This window comes from Lentilactobacillus sp. TOM.63, from assembly GCF_030361045.1.
GTDB classification, from domain to species: Bacteria; Bacillota; Bacilli; order Lactobacillales; family Lactobacillaceae; genus Lentilactobacillus; species Lentilactobacillus dabitei.
Genome location: NZ_JAUCAP010000054.1, coordinates 1 through 17,784 on the forward strand (window position 1 = coordinate 1; position 17,784 = coordinate 17,784).

17 protein-coding genes and 5 pseudogenes are annotated in these 17,784 nt (G+C 38.6%); 16 read left to right on the top strand and 6 right to left on the bottom strand.

What is annotated here, in order from left to right; genetic code table 11:
* The first annotated feature begins 281 nt into the window (after positions 1-281).
* The gene (locus tag QUF07_RS10025) at positions 282-1,307 is read left to right on the top strand and encodes an IS30 family transposase (RefSeq protein ID WP_289427337.1); all 1,026 of its coding nucleotides are present in this window, start codon (positions 282-284) and stop codon (positions 1,305-1,307) included.
* A 107-nt stretch (positions 1,308-1,414) separates the two neighbouring features.
* Entirely contained in the window at positions 1,415-1,771 is a 357-nt protein-coding gene (locus tag QUF07_RS10030) for a TIGR02328 family protein (protein ID WP_289427338.1), read from the top strand.
* A gap of 23 nt (positions 1,772-1,794) precedes the next feature.
* Here QUF07_RS10030 and QUF07_RS10035 read toward each other — a convergent pair whose 3' ends face one another.
* Positions 1,795-1,959 carry an MFS transporter gene (locus QUF07_RS10035; RefSeq protein WP_075168959.1) on the bottom strand — a complete coding sequence of 55 codons (165 nt, stop codon included), beginning with the start codon at positions 1,957-1,959 and terminating at the stop codon, positions 1,795-1,797.
* A 166-nt stretch (positions 1,960-2,125) separates the two neighbouring features.
* On the opposite strand from QUF07_RS10035, the gene QUF07_RS10040 reads away from it, so the two are divergent.
* The 5 genes and pseudogenes from QUF07_RS10040 (at position 2,126) to QUF07_RS14135 (ending at position 6,159) form a co-directional block, all read left to right on the top strand.
* Positions 2,126-2,911, top strand: a complete 786-nt coding sequence (locus QUF07_RS10040) for a ParA family protein (protein WP_289427341.1) — start codon at positions 2,126-2,128, stop codon at positions 2,909-2,911.
* A gap of 54 nt (positions 2,912-2,965) precedes the next feature.
* Positions 2,966-3,169, top strand: coding sequence for a hypothetical protein (locus tag QUF07_RS10045; protein WP_054712561.1), 204 nt, complete (start codon positions 2,966-2,968; stop codon positions 3,167-3,169).
* Between the two features lie 913 nt (positions 3,170-4,082).
* The gene (locus QUF07_RS10050; protein ID WP_502879008.1) at positions 4,083-5,189 is read left to right on the top strand and encodes a replication initiator protein A; all 1,107 of its coding nucleotides are present in this window, start codon (positions 4,083-4,085) and stop codon (positions 5,187-5,189) included.
* A gap of 193 nt (positions 5,190-5,382) precedes the next feature.
* A complete protein-coding gene (locus tag QUF07_RS10055) occupies positions 5,383-5,544 on the top strand; it encodes a hypothetical protein (RefSeq protein ID WP_289427362.1) in 162 nt (53 codons plus the stop codon).
* 1 nt (position 5,545) lies between these two features.
* Positions 5,546-6,159, top strand: a pseudogene (locus QUF07_RS14135) (zeta toxin family protein).
* Here the strand turns inward: QUF07_RS14135 and QUF07_RS10065 are convergent.
* Positions 6,146-6,427, bottom strand: a complete 282-nt coding sequence (locus QUF07_RS10065) for a hypothetical protein (protein WP_289427348.1) — start codon at positions 6,425-6,427, stop codon at positions 6,146-6,148. The pseudogene QUF07_RS14135 and the gene QUF07_RS10065 sit on opposite strands and share 14 nt — an antisense overlap.
* A 19-nt stretch (positions 6,428-6,446) precedes the next feature.
* Positions 6,447-6,656, bottom strand: coding sequence for a hypothetical protein (locus QUF07_RS10070; protein ID WP_289427350.1), 210 nt, complete (start codon positions 6,654-6,656; stop codon positions 6,447-6,449).
* A gap of 269 nt (positions 6,657-6,925) precedes the next feature.
* Here QUF07_RS10070 and mobQ point away from each other — a divergent pair, with 269 nt between their 5' ends.
* From mobQ to QUF07_RS10095, 5 genes are all read left to right on the top strand, one after another.
* Positions 6,926-8,989 (top strand): MobQ family relaxase, encoded by a 2,064-nt coding sequence (mobQ, locus tag QUF07_RS10075; protein WP_289427352.1) that lies wholly within the window; start codon positions 6,926-6,928, stop codon positions 8,987-8,989.
* Between the two features lie 119 nt (positions 8,990-9,108).
* Positions 9,109-10,620 carry a DNA topoisomerase gene (locus QUF07_RS10080; protein ID WP_289427354.1) on the top strand — a complete coding sequence of 504 codons (1,512 nt, stop codon included), beginning with the start codon at positions 9,109-9,111 and terminating at the stop codon, positions 10,618-10,620.
* Positions 10,621-10,740: 120 nt separating this feature from the next.
* Complete coding sequence (locus tag QUF07_RS10085; protein ID WP_289427355.1) at positions 10,741-10,956, top strand: hypothetical protein; 216 nt, start codon at positions 10,741-10,743, stop codon at positions 10,954-10,956.
* Positions 10,957-10,958: 2 nt separating this feature from the next.
* Entirely contained in the window at positions 10,959-12,083 is a 1,125-nt protein-coding gene (locus QUF07_RS10090; protein ID WP_289427357.1) for an ArdC-like ssDNA-binding domain-containing protein, read from the top strand.
* Between the two features lie 13 nt (positions 12,084-12,096).
* Positions 12,097-13,056 carry a D-2-hydroxyacid dehydrogenase gene (locus QUF07_RS10095; protein WP_289427358.1) on the top strand — a complete coding sequence of 320 codons (960 nt, stop codon included), beginning with the start codon at positions 12,097-12,099 and terminating at the stop codon, positions 13,054-13,056.
* Here QUF07_RS10095 and QUF07_RS10100 read toward each other — a convergent pair.
* The 3 pseudogenes from QUF07_RS10100 to QUF07_RS10105 all read right to left on the bottom strand — a co-directional run.
* Positions 13,027-13,593 (bottom strand): annotated as a pseudogene (locus tag QUF07_RS10100) (DinB/UmuC family translesion DNA polymerase); the annotation flags it as partial. The gene QUF07_RS10095 and the pseudogene QUF07_RS10100 overlap by 30 nt on opposite strands.
* A pseudogene (locus tag QUF07_RS14140) lies at positions 13,591-13,881 on the bottom strand (DNA repair protein); the annotation flags it as partial. The pseudogenes QUF07_RS10100 and QUF07_RS14140, both read right to left, overlap by 3 nt.
* A gap of 3 nt (positions 13,882-13,884) precedes the next feature.
* Positions 13,885-14,135, bottom strand: a pseudogene (locus tag QUF07_RS10105) (IS5/IS1182 family transposase); the annotation flags it as partial.
* A gap of 10 nt (positions 14,136-14,145) precedes the next feature.
* Between QUF07_RS10105 and QUF07_RS10110 the strand changes: the two are divergent.
* The 4 genes and pseudogenes from QUF07_RS10110 (at position 14,146) to QUF07_RS10125 (ending at position 17,533) form a co-directional block, all read left to right on the top strand.
* Entirely contained in the window at positions 14,146-14,277 is a 132-nt protein-coding gene (locus tag QUF07_RS10110) for a hypothetical protein (RefSeq protein WP_268872055.1), read from the top strand.
* Between the two features lie 424 nt (positions 14,278-14,701).
* Positions 14,702-15,097 (top strand): Ohr family peroxiredoxin, encoded by a 396-nt coding sequence (locus QUF07_RS10115; protein ID WP_054656169.1) that lies wholly within the window; start codon positions 14,702-14,704, stop codon positions 15,095-15,097.
* Positions 15,098-15,244: 147 nt separating this feature from the next.
* The gene (locus QUF07_RS10120) at positions 15,245-16,621 is read left to right on the top strand and encodes an APC family permease (protein ID WP_056949743.1); all 1,377 of its coding nucleotides are present in this window, start codon (positions 15,245-15,247) and stop codon (positions 16,619-16,621) included.
* A 118-nt stretch (positions 16,622-16,739) separates the two neighbouring features.
* Positions 16,740-17,533: pseudogene (locus tag QUF07_RS10125) on the top strand (IS5 family transposase).
* The last annotated feature ends 251 nt before the right edge of the window (positions 17,534-17,784 follow it).

The window sequence follows — 17,784 nt, forward strand, 5'->3', positions numbered from 1 at the left end:
AATTAACCACCAGTCTGCAAATGGTCGTTTTAGCGTTTTTAGCACTATTACTTAAGAGATTTTAGACAGCTTCTTAGACCAGGCTAGTCAAGAAAACATGCTGGGGCAAACCAATTTTGGGTAATATCAAGGAAAACATTACCTCAATCATTTTTTATAATACCTCGATTTAAAATTGAAGTGCAACACCTGCTCTACTAGACCAGTTCTTTATTCAGACTAGTCAAAAAGGCCATGAAGACCTATTCTTAATTCACCACAAACAAGAAAGAGGTATCTTCATGACCCGAATTAAGAATATCATATCTAATCAATATCACCAACTTAGTTTAGCTGAACGTGGTCGAATTGAAGCTCTAAGGGACTTAGATTGGTCCATCCGCCGGATTGCCAAGGTACTTCATCGTGATCCCAGCACGATTTCACGTGAATTGAGACGTGGGACAACAACACAGATTAACGCTAATACACGTATCTTTGAACAGTCGTATCTGGCGGAAACTGGCGAAGCAGTTTATCGTAAGCACCGGCTAAACAGCTGTTATCGTGGACTCTTTGACCACTGTCAAACCTTCTGTAATGCTTTGGTTACAGCTTTAAAAGCTCGTCCCAGAATGCATAGTGTGGATACTTTTGTTCACCAATTCAAGACTAATTACCCAGGAGTTGTCTGTCCCTCAACACCGACGGTGTATCGATACATTGATGACCAGCGTTTAGCTATCCGTAATTCAGACCTACCAGCTAAACTCCGTCGCCGAGTCAAACGTCCCGGGACAAAGCATCACCGAATCAATAAGAAGAATCTGGGCCATTCAATCGAAGAGCGTCCCACTGTGGTTCAAGCGCGTCAAGAGCTTGGACACTGGGAAGGTGACTTGGTCAAAGGTAAACGGGTTGAATCTGAGCCAGCATTAATGACTTTGACTGAACGTGTTAGTCGTTTAGAAATCATCGTTAAACTTCCCAATTACCATGCCGACACTTGCTTGAAAGCCCTTCAGAATACCTTATATGACTATGGAACTGAGTACTTTAAAACCATTACTTTTGATAACGGTGCCGAGTTCTCAAGCTTGAGCCAAGTCGAGGGAACGGACATCTACTTTGCCCATCCTTATTCACCATGGGAACGCGGAACCAATGAGAACACTAACGGCCTTTTACGCGAGTTCTTCCCGAAGGGCAGATCCTTGGCATTGGTCTCACTGGTTGATATTCAACTGGCTCAAGATACCTTAAACAACCGGCTGCGGCGGTCATTGAACTATCGCTGTCCAGCTGATCTAATGCCTGAACTAGCTTAGCAACTAGACCACTTCTAAGAATAGATTCTTAGTGTTGCACTTGATTTGACAATTGAGGATTTTTTATAATACATTGATAAATAAAATAAAAAATTAGGAGGCTAATTATGCGACTTTGGCATGAGCAACTCATTAGCAAACTTCCTCGCCAACAACTGTTAGGACAGCATCGGGAAATTGCTGCTTTAAGAGGCAATGGCTGGGGAAAAAAGCATGCAACTGTTAATTATGTATTCAATTACTCACCATATAAACTTTATCAATTTCACTTGCTGGTCATGCACGAAATGCAGCGGCGCGGATATCGTCCTAATAAAAAATGGTTTGATCCGCTTTACCGTGGTATCCATTGCGATCCATATATAATTTTGAAAAAGTGTCCGATAACTAACCCGATTTATCCAGAACATAATGATTCGTATTTGAAAGAATGTTTATCTAATTTAGCTAGTAATCCGCATTGAATTAAGATACTGGCTAGCTTAATTCAACTTTTAAATTGCTTACGATCTGTTAATAAAGCAATCGGTGAAAGAATTAAAATAATCACCGCTCCTACCAAATAAGTATGACTAAAGGCATGACTGATTTGTCGCTTTTTAGCATGCTTAATTTTTCCCATAGAATTCATTAAAGCTTCTTTTTGTGCCATTTGCTTGAGACCAACCAGCAATTTGTGTGGGCCTTGATTTATTTGTTGATTACTCGCATAATCTTATTTCCATGAAATAGCATGCAACAATATATCATATCATGATATATTGTTGCATGCTATTTCATAATATGCTATTATTTACTTGCAAATAAGGAGGCACACTATGAAAATAATTACTTTTTCAGCCATTAAGGGCGGAGTTGGAAAAACAACTTTAACTTTCAATTATGGTGAATGGTTATCTAGTAAGGGTTACAATGTTTTGATGATTGATAGTGATCACCAGTGTAGTTTGACCCAAACTTATAATATTTATAAAGATCATGATACCTTAGCTAATGTTTTTACAAAAGATAATGAAAAAGTAGAAATTATTGAGTTACACAAGAATCTGTCAATTATCCCTGCTTCTATGAATCTAGATACAATTAACAATGATCTTCAAACTAGAGCAAACAAAGAATTATTAATGTACATGTGGTTTTCAGATAACTATAATGAACTAAAAAAATTCAATTATGTATTGATAGATACGCATCCTGATTTTTCAACTATCACACAAAATATGATTGTAATTTCTGATTTCGTTTTCAGCCCAATTGAACCAAGTGAATACGGTTTTATTTCAAAAAGTAATTTGGAATTAAGAATGAAACAATTGAAACAAGATGTAATTAATGTCGAAACTCGACAAAGTTTTGTCACAGCGGAACTTAAATTCATTGGAAACCGGATAAAACATAATACTAAGTCATCTCATGAGTTTGTAGAACAAATGAAAAAAGACCCGCGGACAATTGCACTAATTCCTGAAAGAGAAATATTCAATAAAACAACTCTTAATCACAAACCGCTGATTAAGATGGAGCAAGAAAACAATTCAACACAAAGGGCCAAAGAATTTTTCGAAAATATCGACAATATCTTTGAAACCTTTGCGAAGCAATAGCGTAATATGATATGTCATGCTATATCATATTATGAGACAGAAAGGACTAGTATAATGGCATTTGAAGATAAAATGAATCAACTAAAAAATAGTATGAGCAGCAAACCTGCTAAAAATGAACCAACTGCACCTAGAATTTCAAAATCTTATACTTTGAAGCAAGATATTGCTAATGAACTAACTAGACGTGCAAAAGAGAAAGAATTAACAGCTTCCAGATATTTAGAGAAACTGCTAAAAAAAGAATTTAATCTTTGATTTTCGCTAATTGAAAAAGGGGTAAAATCATGGAAACTACAATGAACAAGATATTCCTTGTTGCTTGTATTATTATTTTTTGGCTATTTCCCGTTATCGGCATTTTGAAGAGACATAAAATAGGCAATCGTTTCTTTTTTAGACAATGGTTATTCCCGTTACAATAATGGTTACAAGTACTATTTGAAAAATGGAGTGGTAATCGTCGATCAGTTATCCGTATATTACAAATGATATCCTTGTTTATTACTTATTTATGCGGACCGATCATGCTTTTGATTTTCAGTGCTTTCAACGAATACTTTCTTAAACACCCAGAGGCATTTATATTATTCGAATATTTACTGATATCTTCCGGCTCTTATTGGTTCAAACCCAAAGTAGGCAAAGTGTACAAGACCAAATAAAGTTGCCGGCGGGTAAGCGCTATGCTAGACTAAGATTAATATGACAACCGAATAAAAGATCAAGCTAAACAGAAAAAAGTCCCCAATTCACGAGGAATCAGGGACTTCAGGTTTAGCAAGTAGCTATCTGACAGCTACTTAGATTCAGTCGATTTAGACCGCCAAGTAAAAATCAACTGAATATTGTTCTTAATTTGTAGGTTAATTATACCGCAAACCGGTCCAAAAGGACAAGTTAAGGATAGTTAAAAAACAAATTAAATCCAATGGACTAAGTAGCCAACAGAAGCTGCCTAGTCCATTTTTGTTTAGTTGCTATAAATTAAAAAAGTTGCCGGTTGGGCAACTCACAAACAGACACATGCTGATGAAATTGCAAAGCCATCACTACCAAATGTACGCTTTGTAACTTAGTTAAAGCATATCAGATTTGTATTTTAAAGCAAATCAAATGTTTTGGCAACTCTCTTTTGGGACAGCAGGTGTCAGCCAAGAAGGGAGTTTTTATGATGGATCAAGCAAATTTTGATTTTTATAAAAAAGATAACGTTTATGGAACTTTATTTTTTCAATTTCCCAAGGTACTAATGTACGGAGAAAAATATAAACACCTAAGTAGTGATACTAAACTGGCTTACATGGTTCTCAAAGATCGGCTAGAATATTCATTACGAAATAACTGGGTTGACGAAAATGACAATGTTTATTTTGTCTTCACAAACGAAGAATTAAAAAAACTATTTGACTGCTCAAATACAAAAATTGCAAAAATTAAAAAAGAGCTTGAAGGTGCTCATTTATTAATGCAGAAAAGAATGGGTTTTCAACCAAAAGCCGGCCGCCAATTACCCAACCGATTGTATTTAGCGGAATTAAAAGTTAATGAAAAAGATGTTTATTTAAGAGAAAAGAATCTAAATAGCTCCCAATCCCTTGATACGAGCAGACTTCCGAAAAACGGAAATCAGCATGAGACCGTTGAATCCCTTAATACAAGCAGACTTCCGAAAAACGGAAATCAGCATGAGACCGTTGGTAACATATCCCAATCCCTTGATACAAGCAGACTTCCGAAAAACGGACACGATCTATATAAAGAACCTAGAAGCTTAGATACTAATAGATACAATATAGATACTCAAAAGTTGAACTTTTCCACAGCCCATTTTTCACCAGCAGAAATTCAAAAGCAAAACCAGGATTTGGTGAACCATGCTAATGACTTCTTAACTGATGAAGACAGTGGCTTACCGGTTTTCTTAGAACCCGAAGCCGTGCAATTACTAAGTTTCTGGTGCCGCACTCCGCAACAAATGCATCGTTTTATTCGCATTATCTTAAATGCTAAATACCGAGTTGAAAAGGATCATCAAGATATTGGCGTCATAATCCCGCTTGACGACGAAGAACTAAAACCTTTGATGACTAAAGCCTTAAGACGCTACTTTAACGCCCTGAGAAGCAATGAGAAGCATATCAAGAACGTGGAGAACTACTTATACGGCACCATGCAAAACCTATTTGCGATTTGGTGGAACCAACAAGCGGCTAGAGAATATGCGGCCAAACACCCCGAAGAACAGAACACTGACAATGGGCCTTCTTGGAATTAAACGTCATATGGGCTCATTTAAGCTGTTTTAAGTGTTGCAGTGCATAATTATATTAAAACTGCTTTAAAATCGCTTAGAAGTAAAAATAGACGCCTTGAGTGGCTGAATAGGTGATAGCTGAACTAGAAAGATGGGAAAGGAGCTTTTTAAATGACCAAAACAAAGCAAAGAAGTCGAAAAAATTGAGCAATTGTTGACGGACCCCTGGGCAGTCGATATTCAAGGCATTTGGGAGCAAGCAGCCCATAACCCTAACCCAGATCCTGATAAACGCAAGCTGTTTGACGCGTTACACACTTACCTCTTAGATAAACGCCAAGAGCAAATTATCAACGAAAAGCATTTCGTGATTTAACATGAGTGAGCTAAAGAGATACATCATCGTTGCTGGGATAAACGGCGCTGGTAAAAGCACTTTATATCGCGCGAGACCCGAATTATTTACTCACTCCAAACGATTAAATGCCGATGAAATCCTACAAAAAATGGGTGGCGATTGGTATAAAGATCGTGATAACTTTAGGGCAATGCGCGAAGAAATAAAACAACTCCACGCGGCTTTAGATACCGGGCAGAGTATTCATGTTGAAACAACCTTAGCTGGCCAAGGTAGGGCGCAATTGAATTTAATCGATCGGGCCCACAAGAATGGCTTTGAAGTAACGCTTTTATACGTGGCGTTAAAAAACGCTATAATCAATCAAACCATAATTTAGCAGCGGTTGCATTCAAAGCTGATAACGTCGTGATCTGCGATAATAGCCAAAAATTTGTATCAGTTTACAGAAGAGAGCATGACCAGGTAATTAAAAATAATTTGCGAGATTTTCCTTGAATAAACCCCAAAATCACCTTTGAAGCAGCCGTTCAAAAACAATTAAATTCCTTTGTTAAAAATAATTCAGATTTAAAAATTAGAAATCCCATGAATGATTCAGAAAATAAAAGCGATCGGCCTAGTTATTATTAGGTTGATCGCTTTTGAATTTATTCGGCTTATGGGCATTAACATAACCGGCAAATGTTTTTAAAAGATCTTCGGTTTGTTCGACCGAAAGGTTATCAGCTTGAAAGTATTTTTCGAGCAAAGCCCCTTTTTGAATTAATCGGCGAGAACGGGCTTTGCGGGCTTGCCGATTTTCGTAGTATTTAGATTGCCGTAATTTAAAATCTTCCCGCTCAATTTTTTGTTTTAAACGCGCTTGCTGCTCAACTAATTTTTCATATTGATTAGGCATAGTCATTACCACCTAACTATTATTGGTTATTTTGAGATTGATTTAAAAAGGCGGCAACTTTTTTAGCAATCATTTTAATTTGCGGAGTGGTAAGTGTCCCATAATCCAAATTGGCTGATCTAATGATTTGCTTACTGAGGTTTTGTTCAATCTTATTTTTTTCAGCTTTAATCTTTTGATTAAGCTGTTTTAATTTAGCTTCTTGTTTTTCTAAGTTACTTTGAGACATAATGATCCCTCCAATCATATTAAAAATAATCACCGACACTATATCATACAGAGAACGTTAAGTCAAAGGATAAAAGTTGAAATAGCGAAGCGGAAGGCATACACTAGAAGTAAATTTAGGAGAACCAGCAGACCGAGTGAAGCGAGGTCAATGCGCACTTACACCCCACTAAATACTTGTTGGGTAAATCGTACTAAAGACTTGTATCAGAAGTCGCCGTTGGCGACAACAAAATCAACCAATAGATCCAAAGAAAGGCGGTGACTAGTATGGCAATTTTTCATATGAGTTTTAGTAATATTAGTGCTGGGAAAGGACGCAGTGCGATTGCCAGTGCCGCTTATCGAAGTGGTGAAAAATTATTTGATGATCAAGAAGGTCGCTACTATTTCTATGCTCGGTTAGTCATGCCAGAGAGTTTTATTTTAACTCCTAAAAATGCACCAGCATGGGCCAGTGATCGAGAAAAATTATGGAACGAAGTAGAAAGAAAAGATCGGCGAGCAAATTCTCGGTATGCGAAAGAGTTTAACGTGGCTTTGCCAGTTGAACTAAGCGAAGATGAACAGAAAGAATTATTGACAAAATACGTGCAAGAAAATTTTGTTGATCAAGGCATGGTAGCTGATGTAGCGATTCATCGCGACCACCAAGATAATCCGCACGCACATGTGATGTTAACTAACCGACCATTTAACCCAGACGGAACATGGGGAATCAAGAGTAAAAAGCAATATATTTTAGATGAGAATGGCAATAAAATGTATACCGGAACTAGCAAGTACCCTAAGAGTAGAAAGATACTGATGGTCGATTGGGATAAAAAAGAAAAAATAACTGAATGGCGGCACAATTGGGCGGCAAGTGTAAATCAGGCTTTAGAGCAAAAAAACATTCCTGATCGGATCAGTGAAAAATCATTTGTGGAACAGGGAATAGCTGACACACCAATGCAACATGAGGGAATCAATAGTAAGCGGCATGAAAGAAAAGAATTTAACCAACAAGTTAAGGACTATCGCAAGGCCAAAGCCAGTTATAAAAATAACCAAGAAAAAGTAATCAATAGAGGTCATTTAGATAGCCTAAGTAAACACTTCTCGTTTAATGAAAAACGGGTAGTTAAAGAGTTAAGCCATGAACTGAAAACTTATATCAGTTTGGAGAACTTAGATGATAAGCGGCGCATGCTATTTAATTGGAAAAACAGCACCTTAATTAAACATGCGGTTGGCGAAGATGTGACTAAACAATTATTGACAATTAACCAACAAGAAAGCTCACTCAAAAAAGCAGATGAACTCTTAAATAAAGTGGTTGATCGCACGACTAAAAAACTTTATCCAGAGCTTAATTTTGAACAGACCACGCAAGCTGAAAGACGAGAATTAATTAAGGAAACCGATAGCGAACAAACAGTTTTCAAGGGTAGTGAATTAAACGAACGTTTAATGAATATTCGTGATGATTTGTTGACCCAACAATTATTGACCTTTACTAAGCGGCCATACGTTGGTTTTAAGTTATTAATGCAACAAGAAAAGGAAGTCAAAATCGAGCTTAAATATACGCTGATGATTCATGATGATAGCTTAGAAAGTCTAGAACACGTTGATCAAGGTCTACTAGAAAAGTATTCACCAACCGAGCAGCAAAAGATTACTCGCGCAGTCAAAGATTTGCGAACAATCATGGCTGTTAAGCAAGTCATTAAAACGCAATACCATGAAGTATTGAAAAGGGCCTTTCCCAAAGGCGATTTAGATGAATTACCAATGACTAAACAGGAACAAGCCTATACAGCCGTGATGTACTATGATCCTGTTTTAAAGCCATGTCAGGCTGAAACAATTGAACAGTGGCAAGCAAATCCACCACAGGTGTTCAGTCCCCAAGAACATAAACAAGGACTAGCTTATTTATCGGGACAGCTTAGCTTAGATCAGTTAGAAAATCATCACTTACAACGGGTTTTAAAGCATGATGGCACTAAACAACTCTTTTTGGGTGAATGCAAAGCCGATCCGACGATTAAGAACAGTCAGATCGAGAAAATCCAAAAGCAGTTAAAAGGGCAACAAGCCAAGGACGACCAGTACAGAAAAGCAAATATGGGGCATTATCAACCGCTAAATTATAAGCCAGTTAGTCCAGACTATTACTTAAAGACGGCCTTTAGTGATGCGATCATGACTGTTCTATATGCTCGTGATGAAGATTACCAACGGCAAAAGCAAGAACGTGGACTGAAAGAAACCGAGTGGGAAATGACGAAAAAGCAGCGGCAACACCAAACCCGGAACCGGCATGAGGATGGGGGCATGCACTTGTAATCACAAAATTAGCGACTGGTTAATTGGTATGAATGGTAGCCCATAATGTATTTTATATTGAGAAAAATTTGGTACGTAGAGCGTGCTCGATTAGTTACGTATAGCTGCCAACCTTGTGTATGGTCTATCAAAGAGACCAGGCAATCAAAACCTTTAAGCCGAAACCCTATTTTGAACTAAATGCGGAAATTTTAGCTAATCAGCAAAAATTCGTCGCGAAATTAGACCCCTATCAGCGATTTAAAGACGAAGCAGGGCTAATAACATTCATGCAAGCTAAACGCGTTCAGAAAAGCTCACAGACCGGTTTAATCAAGAACGTCCAAAAGCAAGGCAAGAAGCGTGCTAGTCCCCAACTATTCTCGCTATCTAGTCTCCAAAGTGCCATGAATAAACGTTATCACGCCAGCGCCAGCCAAACCTTAGCGGCTATTCAAAGCTTATACGAAGACAAACTGCTCAGTTATCCCCGCACCGATTGTGCTTATATCACTGATGAAGAATTTGGTTATTTAGTGGCTAATCTGACGAAGTATCTGGGTTTAGTCTCTAAGCCAGTCGCTTTAACCAATACCACTCCGAACAAACGCTATGTTGATGGGAAAAAAGTTGAAGAACACTACGCCATTATCATGACTAAAGTTGTCCCGACGAAAGATCAATTAGCTGCCTTACCTAAATTACAGCAACAAGTCTATGACTTGGTTTTAAGAACGACGTTAGCGATGTTTGCTGATCCGTACGAGTACGAAGAAACCACCATTATTACCCAGGTCGGCGATGCTAATTTTAAAGCAACCGGTAAGGTCCCAACTAAGCAAGGTTGGCAAGCTTTATTTGATGATCACAAAGCCGAACAGCAAGAAGCAGCCACCCTACCGATCATTCACCAAGGCGATCAAGTCCAAGCAAATCTGCAAACACCGCAAAAAGAAACGACACCACCGGTACCCTTTACCGAAGGTACCCTGATTACGGCCATGAAGACCGCCGGCAAAACGCTTGATGATGAAGTAGCCCAGGCGATTCTCAAAGATGTGCAAGGCATTGGGACAAGTGCGACCCGGGCCAATGTGCTGGAAGTGTTAAAGAAACGCGGCTACTTAGTTACTGAAAAGAATAAGTTGCACGTCAGTGAAGCCGGAATCACTTTATGTAAAGCAGTCGAACTCGAACCCTTGCTAACTAGTCCAGAAATGACAGCTAAATGGGAGCAAGCGTTACAGCAAATCAGTATCGAAGAACGCACCCCGGATAACTTTTTAGAACAAATTAAAAAGTTTGTATCAAAATTGATTGCTGATGTTCCCACGCAATTGACTGGCAGTGCAGCCATTAAGCAACAAATCGATCACCAACAGCAAGCACAAAAGTCCGACGAGGTCTTCTTAGAAACACCGCAAGCGACCGTTTTAAATAAACAGAAGTTTTACATTGTAAAGCCTAAGCAAGGCGAAAGCTTTACCCTGCCCAAGAAATGGAGCAGTAAGACGCTCGGTAAGACCGCAATTAAAGCGCTGGTCACCAAGGGGGAAACGAGCAAATTAAAGGGTTTCAAGAGTAAAAAAGGAAAGTCGTTTGACGCCAAGTTAAAGCTTGACGGCCATAAATTAAGTTTTGATTTTGATTAGAACCTGCCTACCGCCCTGCACGTTGTTTCGGTTGGTGAACTCGTCATTTAGGTTTACTTTTCAAAAACCAAAAAGTGAACCTAACCAACGAGTGTAATTGTAAAAGAAGGAGGATATATCATGAAAAATGAACTGGAAGCATTAGCAAGCGAATTACCTATTTTGACGGATAAAAGCAGTTATAAGTACCTATCAGAAATTGCGGGTAATGGCAAATATATTCAAGTTGCGTGGCAAAAAAAGAATGCTGAATATTTAGCACTTTACGGCACACAATCTATCAAGTTACCCCAAATTGATAATTCTGTAGAGTTTGTAGACGCCGAGGAGGGTTAATCATGCCAAGTAAAGTTGAAACTGAAAAATGGAAAAGGCAGCTTGTCGAAAATGCCGAAAAAGAAATTTTAAAATTAACTGATAGTGAAAAATTTAAAAGTTATCTTGATACCGTAGCAAAGTTTCACCGGTATAGCCAACGTAATATTGACCTTATCTATTCTCAAAATCCAAGTGCCAGCCAAGTTGCAGGCTTTAAAAAATGGCAGAATGATTTTAAACGATCAGTAAATAAAGGAGAAAAAGGGATCAGGATTGCGGCCCCGATTATTAAGAAGTTAACACCAGCTGAGCAAAAGCGTCTTGATACCACCGATGAACGGGCCATTGTGGGGTATCGTTACCTGCCCATCTTCGACGTGGCACAAACTAGTGGTGAACCCGTCCTAAGCGCTCAAGACTTTGTCAAAGAAAATTTGGCCGATCATCAGAATGTGACAAGCTTGGATAACGCATTCAAGGACTATCTAAACCAGCAAACCGACCTTAAAGTCAGTGAAGTGCCCTTAGCAACGCTAAATGGGGCTAAAGGGTATTTTCAACCCAGCACTAATGAAATTGTTATTGGTGGTGATGAATCCGATAATGCTTTGAAACTAAAGACGTTATATCACGAATATGCGCATAGTCAGTTACATGGATTAAAAGCAGCCTTTAAAGATCGCCCGCGAGCCTATCAAGAAACCCAAGCCGAGGCGGTTGCGTATGTTGCCATGCAAAATATTGGCGTTGATACCAGCAACTACTCACTCGGTTACGTGGCCACCTGGGCCAAAGATAAAGCCGTAATCCATAGCGCTTTAAGTGAGATTCAGCAAGTGAGCAACAAAGTGATTGAACTTAGCGATGGCTTAACCAAACAATTAGGCTTACAAGAAGCCCCAAAAGAGCCTGAGCATGATCTAAAAAAGCTATCAGCCCATGATCTTAATAAGTCCTATCAAGGCTTGCAACAACAAGTTCAGCAAGCGACTAATCCACAACAAAAGTTAGGACTAAAAAATAAGTTAAATGATGTACACCATGAAATCAGTAATCGAACGCAAAAACAACTGAAAGCATTTTCTGAACAAAACCCGGCAATTAAACAACCAGAACATAATGCAGCTAAAACATTGAAAAGATAGGGGGGGTAACACTATGAAAATTGTTCTTTTAGATGGATATGAACTAAACAAAGATTTAAATTGGAAAAGCTTGCAAAAATTAGGCGACTGCACTTTATATGATCGTACACCAGTTAACGATAACGCTGAAATCATAAAACGAATTAAATATGCTGATATCGTCATTACACACAAAACACCGCTAGATCATGAAGTGATTAGCAAAACATCACGATTGAAGTATATCGGAATCATGGGAACCGGTTATGATGTCGTTGATATTGAGAGCGCACACCAGAACAAGGTTGTGGTGACTAACATTCCCACATATGCAAGTGACGCAGTGGCACAATTTACTTTCTCGTTATTATTAGAAGTGACTAGCCAAGTTGGATTGCATAATCAGCTTGTTCATGAAAACCGGTGGGCACAGGCTCCTGATTTTACTTTTTGGGAAAAACCGCTATTAGAATTAAAAGGAAAAACTTTAGGACTAATCGGTTATGGCCATATTGCGCAAAAAGTTGCTAAAATAGGACACGCTTTTTCTATGAAAGTTATTTTCTATAATCATCGTCCTAAAAAGGTTCCTGAATCATGGATTCAGCAGGTTTCATTTGATGAACTATTAAGGCAATCTGATGTGCTTAGTCTGCATGTGATCCAAACACCAGAAACAATTGATTTAATTAATAATGATACGATTGCCAAAATGAAAAATGGGGTTATTATATTGAATACGGCCCGAGGCAAATTGGCTAATGAAGCGGACATCAAGAATGCCTTGAATGAAGGCAAAATTTATGCCTACGCCACTGATGTTGTTAAAGGGGAGCCCATTGCTAGTGATAGCCCATTATTACAGGCCAAAAATTGTTATATTACCCCACATATTGCTTGGGCACCATATGAGACAAGAGAACGGTTGTTGCATATGACTGTTGATAATATAAAAGCATATTTATCAGGAGATCTGAAAAACGTTATCAATTAACGGCAATGGTCTGTGAATTCTTTTGCCTCCATTATGTCCGCCCACTAGTGAAGCCCGCTTGATAGCGGTGCCTCCCTTTAATAAACTGGTCGCGTAAACTAGTTTGGTGAACCCAAATTGCCGGTGAATTTCATCAATCACTTGGTTTAACCGGCTATGGCGAATTTGGTTGCGCGGGGTTTCAAATAAATTAAGTTGTTGGCCGGAGTTGGCACTTAGTTTACTGCTATAAACACCAATATTCCGGACTGCTTGACCGTCCCAGTTCTGACGGAATAACCACAATAATTGTTGCGTCAAAACTTGATTGTCATTAGTCGGTTTAATTTTTAAAGCTTGGTGAAAGCCACCGCGGCCATCTGCTTCGGCTGCGGCATAGGAAAACCCAATGCTTAGCGATAGACACCCCGCCAGTTTATGGTGGTGCCGAAGCCGCGCCGCCACCACCTGTTCCCCAACTTCTTTAATGACGGTTTCAATTTCGACTTGGTTAAAATAATCTCGTGGCAATACTTGCGAATTACCCAGGCTAGCTTCTAAGATCCCCAGGTTTTCACCAACGTCCCAGTGGTGTTTTGGCTCAAAGTCAAAGTCGCGGATCTTACCGACCTTGCGGAGTTCAACAGCACCCTCCTCGGTCAGGCTGACTGGCACTCCATCGTGCGGGATATTCGGCAAGTGGGCCATCTTGTCATGAAGCTGCTCGTCGTTGGCCTCGATTTGCTGGTCGAGTTCCTTAATCTTATCACCAAGCTCCCGGGTCTCCTTGATGGCTGCATCAGCGGATTCACCATTGCGCTTAGCTTCACCAATCTTTTTAGAGGCTGTCTAAAATCTCTTAAGTAATAGTGCTATGAACGCCGAAACGCCGTTTACAGATTGGTGGTTAATTGATGCTCATAATTTTTCCAAAGATGCAACTCATTGTGCTTCGCAACCTACACGGTTGCGTTTAAATTACTGGCCACATCAATCCGAAAATTAATACCTGAATAACCACCATCAACTAAGACATTTTGAACCTGGCGTAAATGCATGGTATGTAAAGTGATCATTGCACTGGCCCCGTCTCGATCAGAGTGTCATGTGATGGCTTATGATGACTACACCGAAGAAAACCTTGCGGGTTTGATTGAAACGATCAACGCGAAGCAAAGTGATTTGAAACACGTCTGGATAACACCACAGTGGTGGGGGGTGAACGATCTTTTAGTTGGTTAAATAAATGTCGGCGCCTATGGCGCAACTGCGAACGTTACCTACAAATTAGTCGAATTATGGTAGCTTTAGCTTTCATTGGGATTTTATTGAAACGTTATTAAAGATTAAAAACAGGGTTCTTAATAAAATGAGGACAATAAATTCTCTTTTAATTTAGGTACTAAAGGGAAGAATTAGAATCGAAGCTTAAATCTTTAGCAATAAAACTTGATGCAAGAACATACTGAATTACAGGAAATAGTAGTAATTTGAAACGCCTGAAGGATAATCTTGATATTTAGTAATTTAAACTTTATAAAATTCACGATTATTACAAACAAATTTTTCGCATATCCACTTTAAATGGCTTATTCTTTCCCTATAAACAGACATTATTTTAGAAATTACGGGAGTGATATTATGCAAAAAAATATATTCGACGACAATGATCAACAAAGGTGGTCGCTCTGGGAAATCTTACTCACCTAATCAGTCATTCAAACTAAATATTGAAGATCCTGGCAGTAAGAATTTGGGTACTAATCCGGAAGAATTATTTGCCGCTGGTTACAGTGCCTGTTTCAACAGTGCTTTAGATTACGTTAAAAAAAAGAATGAAATTAATGTTGAATCAGTCATTAAAGTAAGGGTTTCCTTGTATAACCATAGTGATAGTCTGGTTCCAGATGTTACTTTGGGAGTGGATATTGAGGGTTGGATAAAGGATACTTCAATTATTGAAACACAGAGAATGTTAGAAGAAGCTCACCAAGCTTGCCCATATTCACGAGCAATAAGGGGGAATATTCCAGTTACTATTACGGCGGTTGAACAAATTTAAGTCCTCTGCATGCATTCATTTGTAGCAGACACATAATTTTAGAGAACAGTTACCTCGTTATTTTAAAACTTGATAAACCATAAGCTTATGTATATGGGTATTAGATGCAAATTAATGGAAAAATTTTGTTATTGGGAGAAATACTAGATGAATTCATCAAAAAAGTCACAGGCCCCTCAACCCAAACTCAAAAGAGCCATTGGGGTATTTAGCGGTAGCAATATTTTAGTTGGTATTATGATTGGTTCCGGCATCTTTTATATCGGATCTTATGTTTTACAACGTTCCGGCATGTCAATGGGATTAGCATTGATGGCTTGGTTATTAGGGGGCTTAATAACATTATTAGGTAGTTTATGCCTTGCTGAACTTGGTGCAATGAATCCTGCTACAGGGGGAATTTATATTTATCTATCTGATGCATATTCACCCATTGTTGGTTATATGTTTAATTTTCAAAGTATGATTATTGGTGGTCCTGGATCAGTAGCCGCAATTGCGATTGCTCTGCCAATTGCTTTTAGAACGTTGCTGCCAATATCTGATTTATGGGTAAAAATTATTGCTACCTCGTTGATCATTATCTTTACAATAATTAACGTACTAGGAGTCGAAGTTGGTAAAATAGTTCAAAATAGTTTCAATGTTTTAAAAGTTTTACCATTGATTTTGATTATTATTTTGGGGATTTTTTGGGGGAGATATATTCCAAATTTCACTATGAATACTAGAATTAGTACACTCTCTCCCGTTGCTATAATTAAAATGGTTTCTTTTGCAATCATTGCTTCATTATGGGCATATGAGGGGTGGACAAATTTAAACACTGTCGCTGGAGAAATGAAAAATCCGCAAAAGAATCTGCCAAGAGCCTTATTGTTTTCAGTTGGCTTTACAACAATTGTTTATGTGTTATTTAATTTGGCGATTTATAGAACTTTATCCTTTGGCCACATCCAAAGCGCCATTAACAATGGACAATTGTATTTAGGAACTGACGTAGCAAAACATTTTCTTGGAACTTCCGGGAATGTTCTAGTGGCGATTTCAATGGCCTTAGCAATGATCAGCGCCTTAAATGGTATGATTTTGGCATTTGCCCGTTATTATTATGCAGCGGCTAAAGATGGTCTGCTTTGGCGAGTGTTTGCTCATGTTCATCCAAAATTTAAAACACCAGATTTTTCTCTTTGGATGCAAATGTTATTTTCAATTATATTGGCGTGGAGTAGAAATTTAGACCAACTGACTTCATTAGTCGTTTTTTCAGGAGCAATATTTAATATGCTTACGGTGCTTGCAGTTCCATTAATGAGAGTCCGAAAGCCGCATGTTATTCGTCCATATAAAGTATGGGGCTATCCTTGGACTATTATTATTGCAACCATATCATTTTTAATTATCCTATCCAATAATTTTTTTGATGATCCCGTTACATCATTTATAGGACTGGGAATTCCATTAATTGGCGGAATTGTTTATTGGATATTCAAATATTACTATCATCCAATAAATACCAATTAAAAATTGAGGCCGAAAACTTCGATTACAATACTAGGCACAAAGTCTCTAAGGGCCTGTTTTTGATCTTTATTAACCAGAAATATTTTTGATATGGTTTAATCAAAAAGGATATTTATAGATGATTAGCTATCCAAGCGACATTTTCCGGCAACAATTTGAACTAATTCGACCTGATTTAGAAGCTGTGCGCCAACGTACACGACCGCGCTAAGTTGATTTCTACGGGATCTTTAATGCCGTCCTTTATATTCTTCGTACCGGATCTCAACGGCGTCAATCACCCATGATTTTCCTAATTGGCAAACGGTTTATGGTTACTTCCGCCGCTGGTTAGAACCGATTAATGTAGTCGGCCATAGTCAGTTGGATTCAATCTTAAAAAAATTGTCAATCAAGGTCGAGTACACATGGGCCGTTCGGCACCCACTTCATTCATCATTCTAGATGCCCAAAGTGTCAAAATTACTGAAACGGCTGAAATAAAGGCTATGATGGTGGCAAAAAAGTCTCTGGAATCAAACGCCATCTCGCCGTGGATATCAATGGTTGGCCGCAGGCCATTCACATTACGCGGGCAAATGTTTCTGATCAAGACGGGGCGAGTACAATGATTGCTTTACACGCCAATGATCTTCGATATGTTCGCAATGTCTTAGTTGATGGTGGCTACGTGGCTACTCGGGAGTTAACTTTAAATTAGATGTTATGAGCAATCTACAGACGGCCGTTCAGGTCGCCAAACGTAACGAATTACACAAGTTTGAAGTGTTGACGCAACGTTGGCTAGTCGAACGATCTTTTAGTTGGCTAGAGAATTGTCGACGACTGTGGAAAAATTGCGAAGGGCAGTTACATACGAGCGCCACGATGATGACCTTAGCCTTTATGTCAGTTCTATTGCGGCGTTTTTGAAGATCTTAAACCGTTTCTTAATATCATGGTTGGAATATCTAGGTCCTAAATTGAGACCACATCTCAAAATGAGAATCAACTTGGGAAAAAGCGCTGTTCGATGCTATTCACCTAATCCCTTAATACGAATTTTAAGGATTGATTTTTGAACCTCTCATTCAATCTAGGAAGTCCCTAAGAAGCTGTCTAAAATCTCTTAAGTAATAGTGCTAAAAACGCTAAAACGACCATTTGCAGACTGGTGGTTAATT

Bases quoted from the DNA above. Each gene is read 5' to 3' on its own strand.
- QUF07_RS10115 (WP_054656169.1), top strand. From the start codon at position 14,702: ATGATCAACAAAGGTGGTCGCTCTGGGAAATCTTACTCACCTAATCAG.
- QUF07_RS10120 (WP_056949743.1), top strand. From the start codon at position 15,245: ATGAATTCATCAAAAAAGTCACAGGCCCCTCAACCCAAACTCAAAAGA.
- QUF07_RS10110 (WP_268872055.1), top strand. From the start codon at position 14,146: ATGGCTTATGATGACTACACCGAAGAAAACCTTGCGGGTTTGATTGAA.
- QUF07_RS10095 (WP_289427358.1), top strand. From the start codon at position 12,097: ATGAAAATTGTTCTTTTAGATGGATATGAACTAAACAAAGATTTAAAT.
- QUF07_RS10035 (WP_075168959.1), bottom strand. From the start codon at position 1,959: ATGGCACAAAAAGAAGCTTTAATGAATTCTATGGGAAAAATTAAGCAT.
- QUF07_RS10045 (WP_054712561.1), top strand. From the start codon at position 2,966: ATGGCATTTGAAGATAAAATGAATCAACTAAAAAATAGTATGAGCAGC.
- QUF07_RS10090 (WP_289427357.1), top strand. From the start codon at position 10,959: ATGCCAAGTAAAGTTGAAACTGAAAAATGGAAAAGGCAGCTTGTCGAA.
- QUF07_RS10040 (WP_289427341.1), top strand. From the start codon at position 2,126: ATGAAAATAATTACTTTTTCAGCCATTAAGGGCGGAGTTGGAAAAACA.
- QUF07_RS10080 (WP_289427354.1), top strand. From the start codon at position 9,109: ATGGTCTATCAAAGAGACCAGGCAATCAAAACCTTTAAGCCGAAACCC.
- QUF07_RS10085 (WP_289427355.1), top strand. From the start codon at position 10,741: ATGAAAAATGAACTGGAAGCATTAGCAAGCGAATTACCTATTTTGACG.
- QUF07_RS10065 (WP_289427348.1), bottom strand. From the start codon at position 6,427: ATGCCTAATCAATATGAAAAATTAGTTGAGCAGCAAGCGCGTTTAAAA.
- QUF07_RS10050 (WP_502879008.1), top strand. From the start codon at position 4,083: ATGATGGATCAAGCAAATTTTGATTTTTATAAAAAAGATAACGTTTAT.
- mobQ (WP_289427352.1), top strand. From the start codon at position 6,926: ATGGCAATTTTTCATATGAGTTTTAGTAATATTAGTGCTGGGAAAGGA.
- QUF07_RS10025 (WP_289427337.1), top strand. From the start codon at position 282: ATGACCCGAATTAAGAATATCATATCTAATCAATATCACCAACTTAGT.
- QUF07_RS10070 (WP_289427350.1), bottom strand. From the start codon at position 6,656: ATGTCTCAAAGTAACTTAGAAAAACAAGAAGCTAAATTAAAACAGCTT.
- QUF07_RS10030 (WP_289427338.1), top strand. From the start codon at position 1,415: ATGCGACTTTGGCATGAGCAACTCATTAGCAAACTTCCTCGCCAACAA.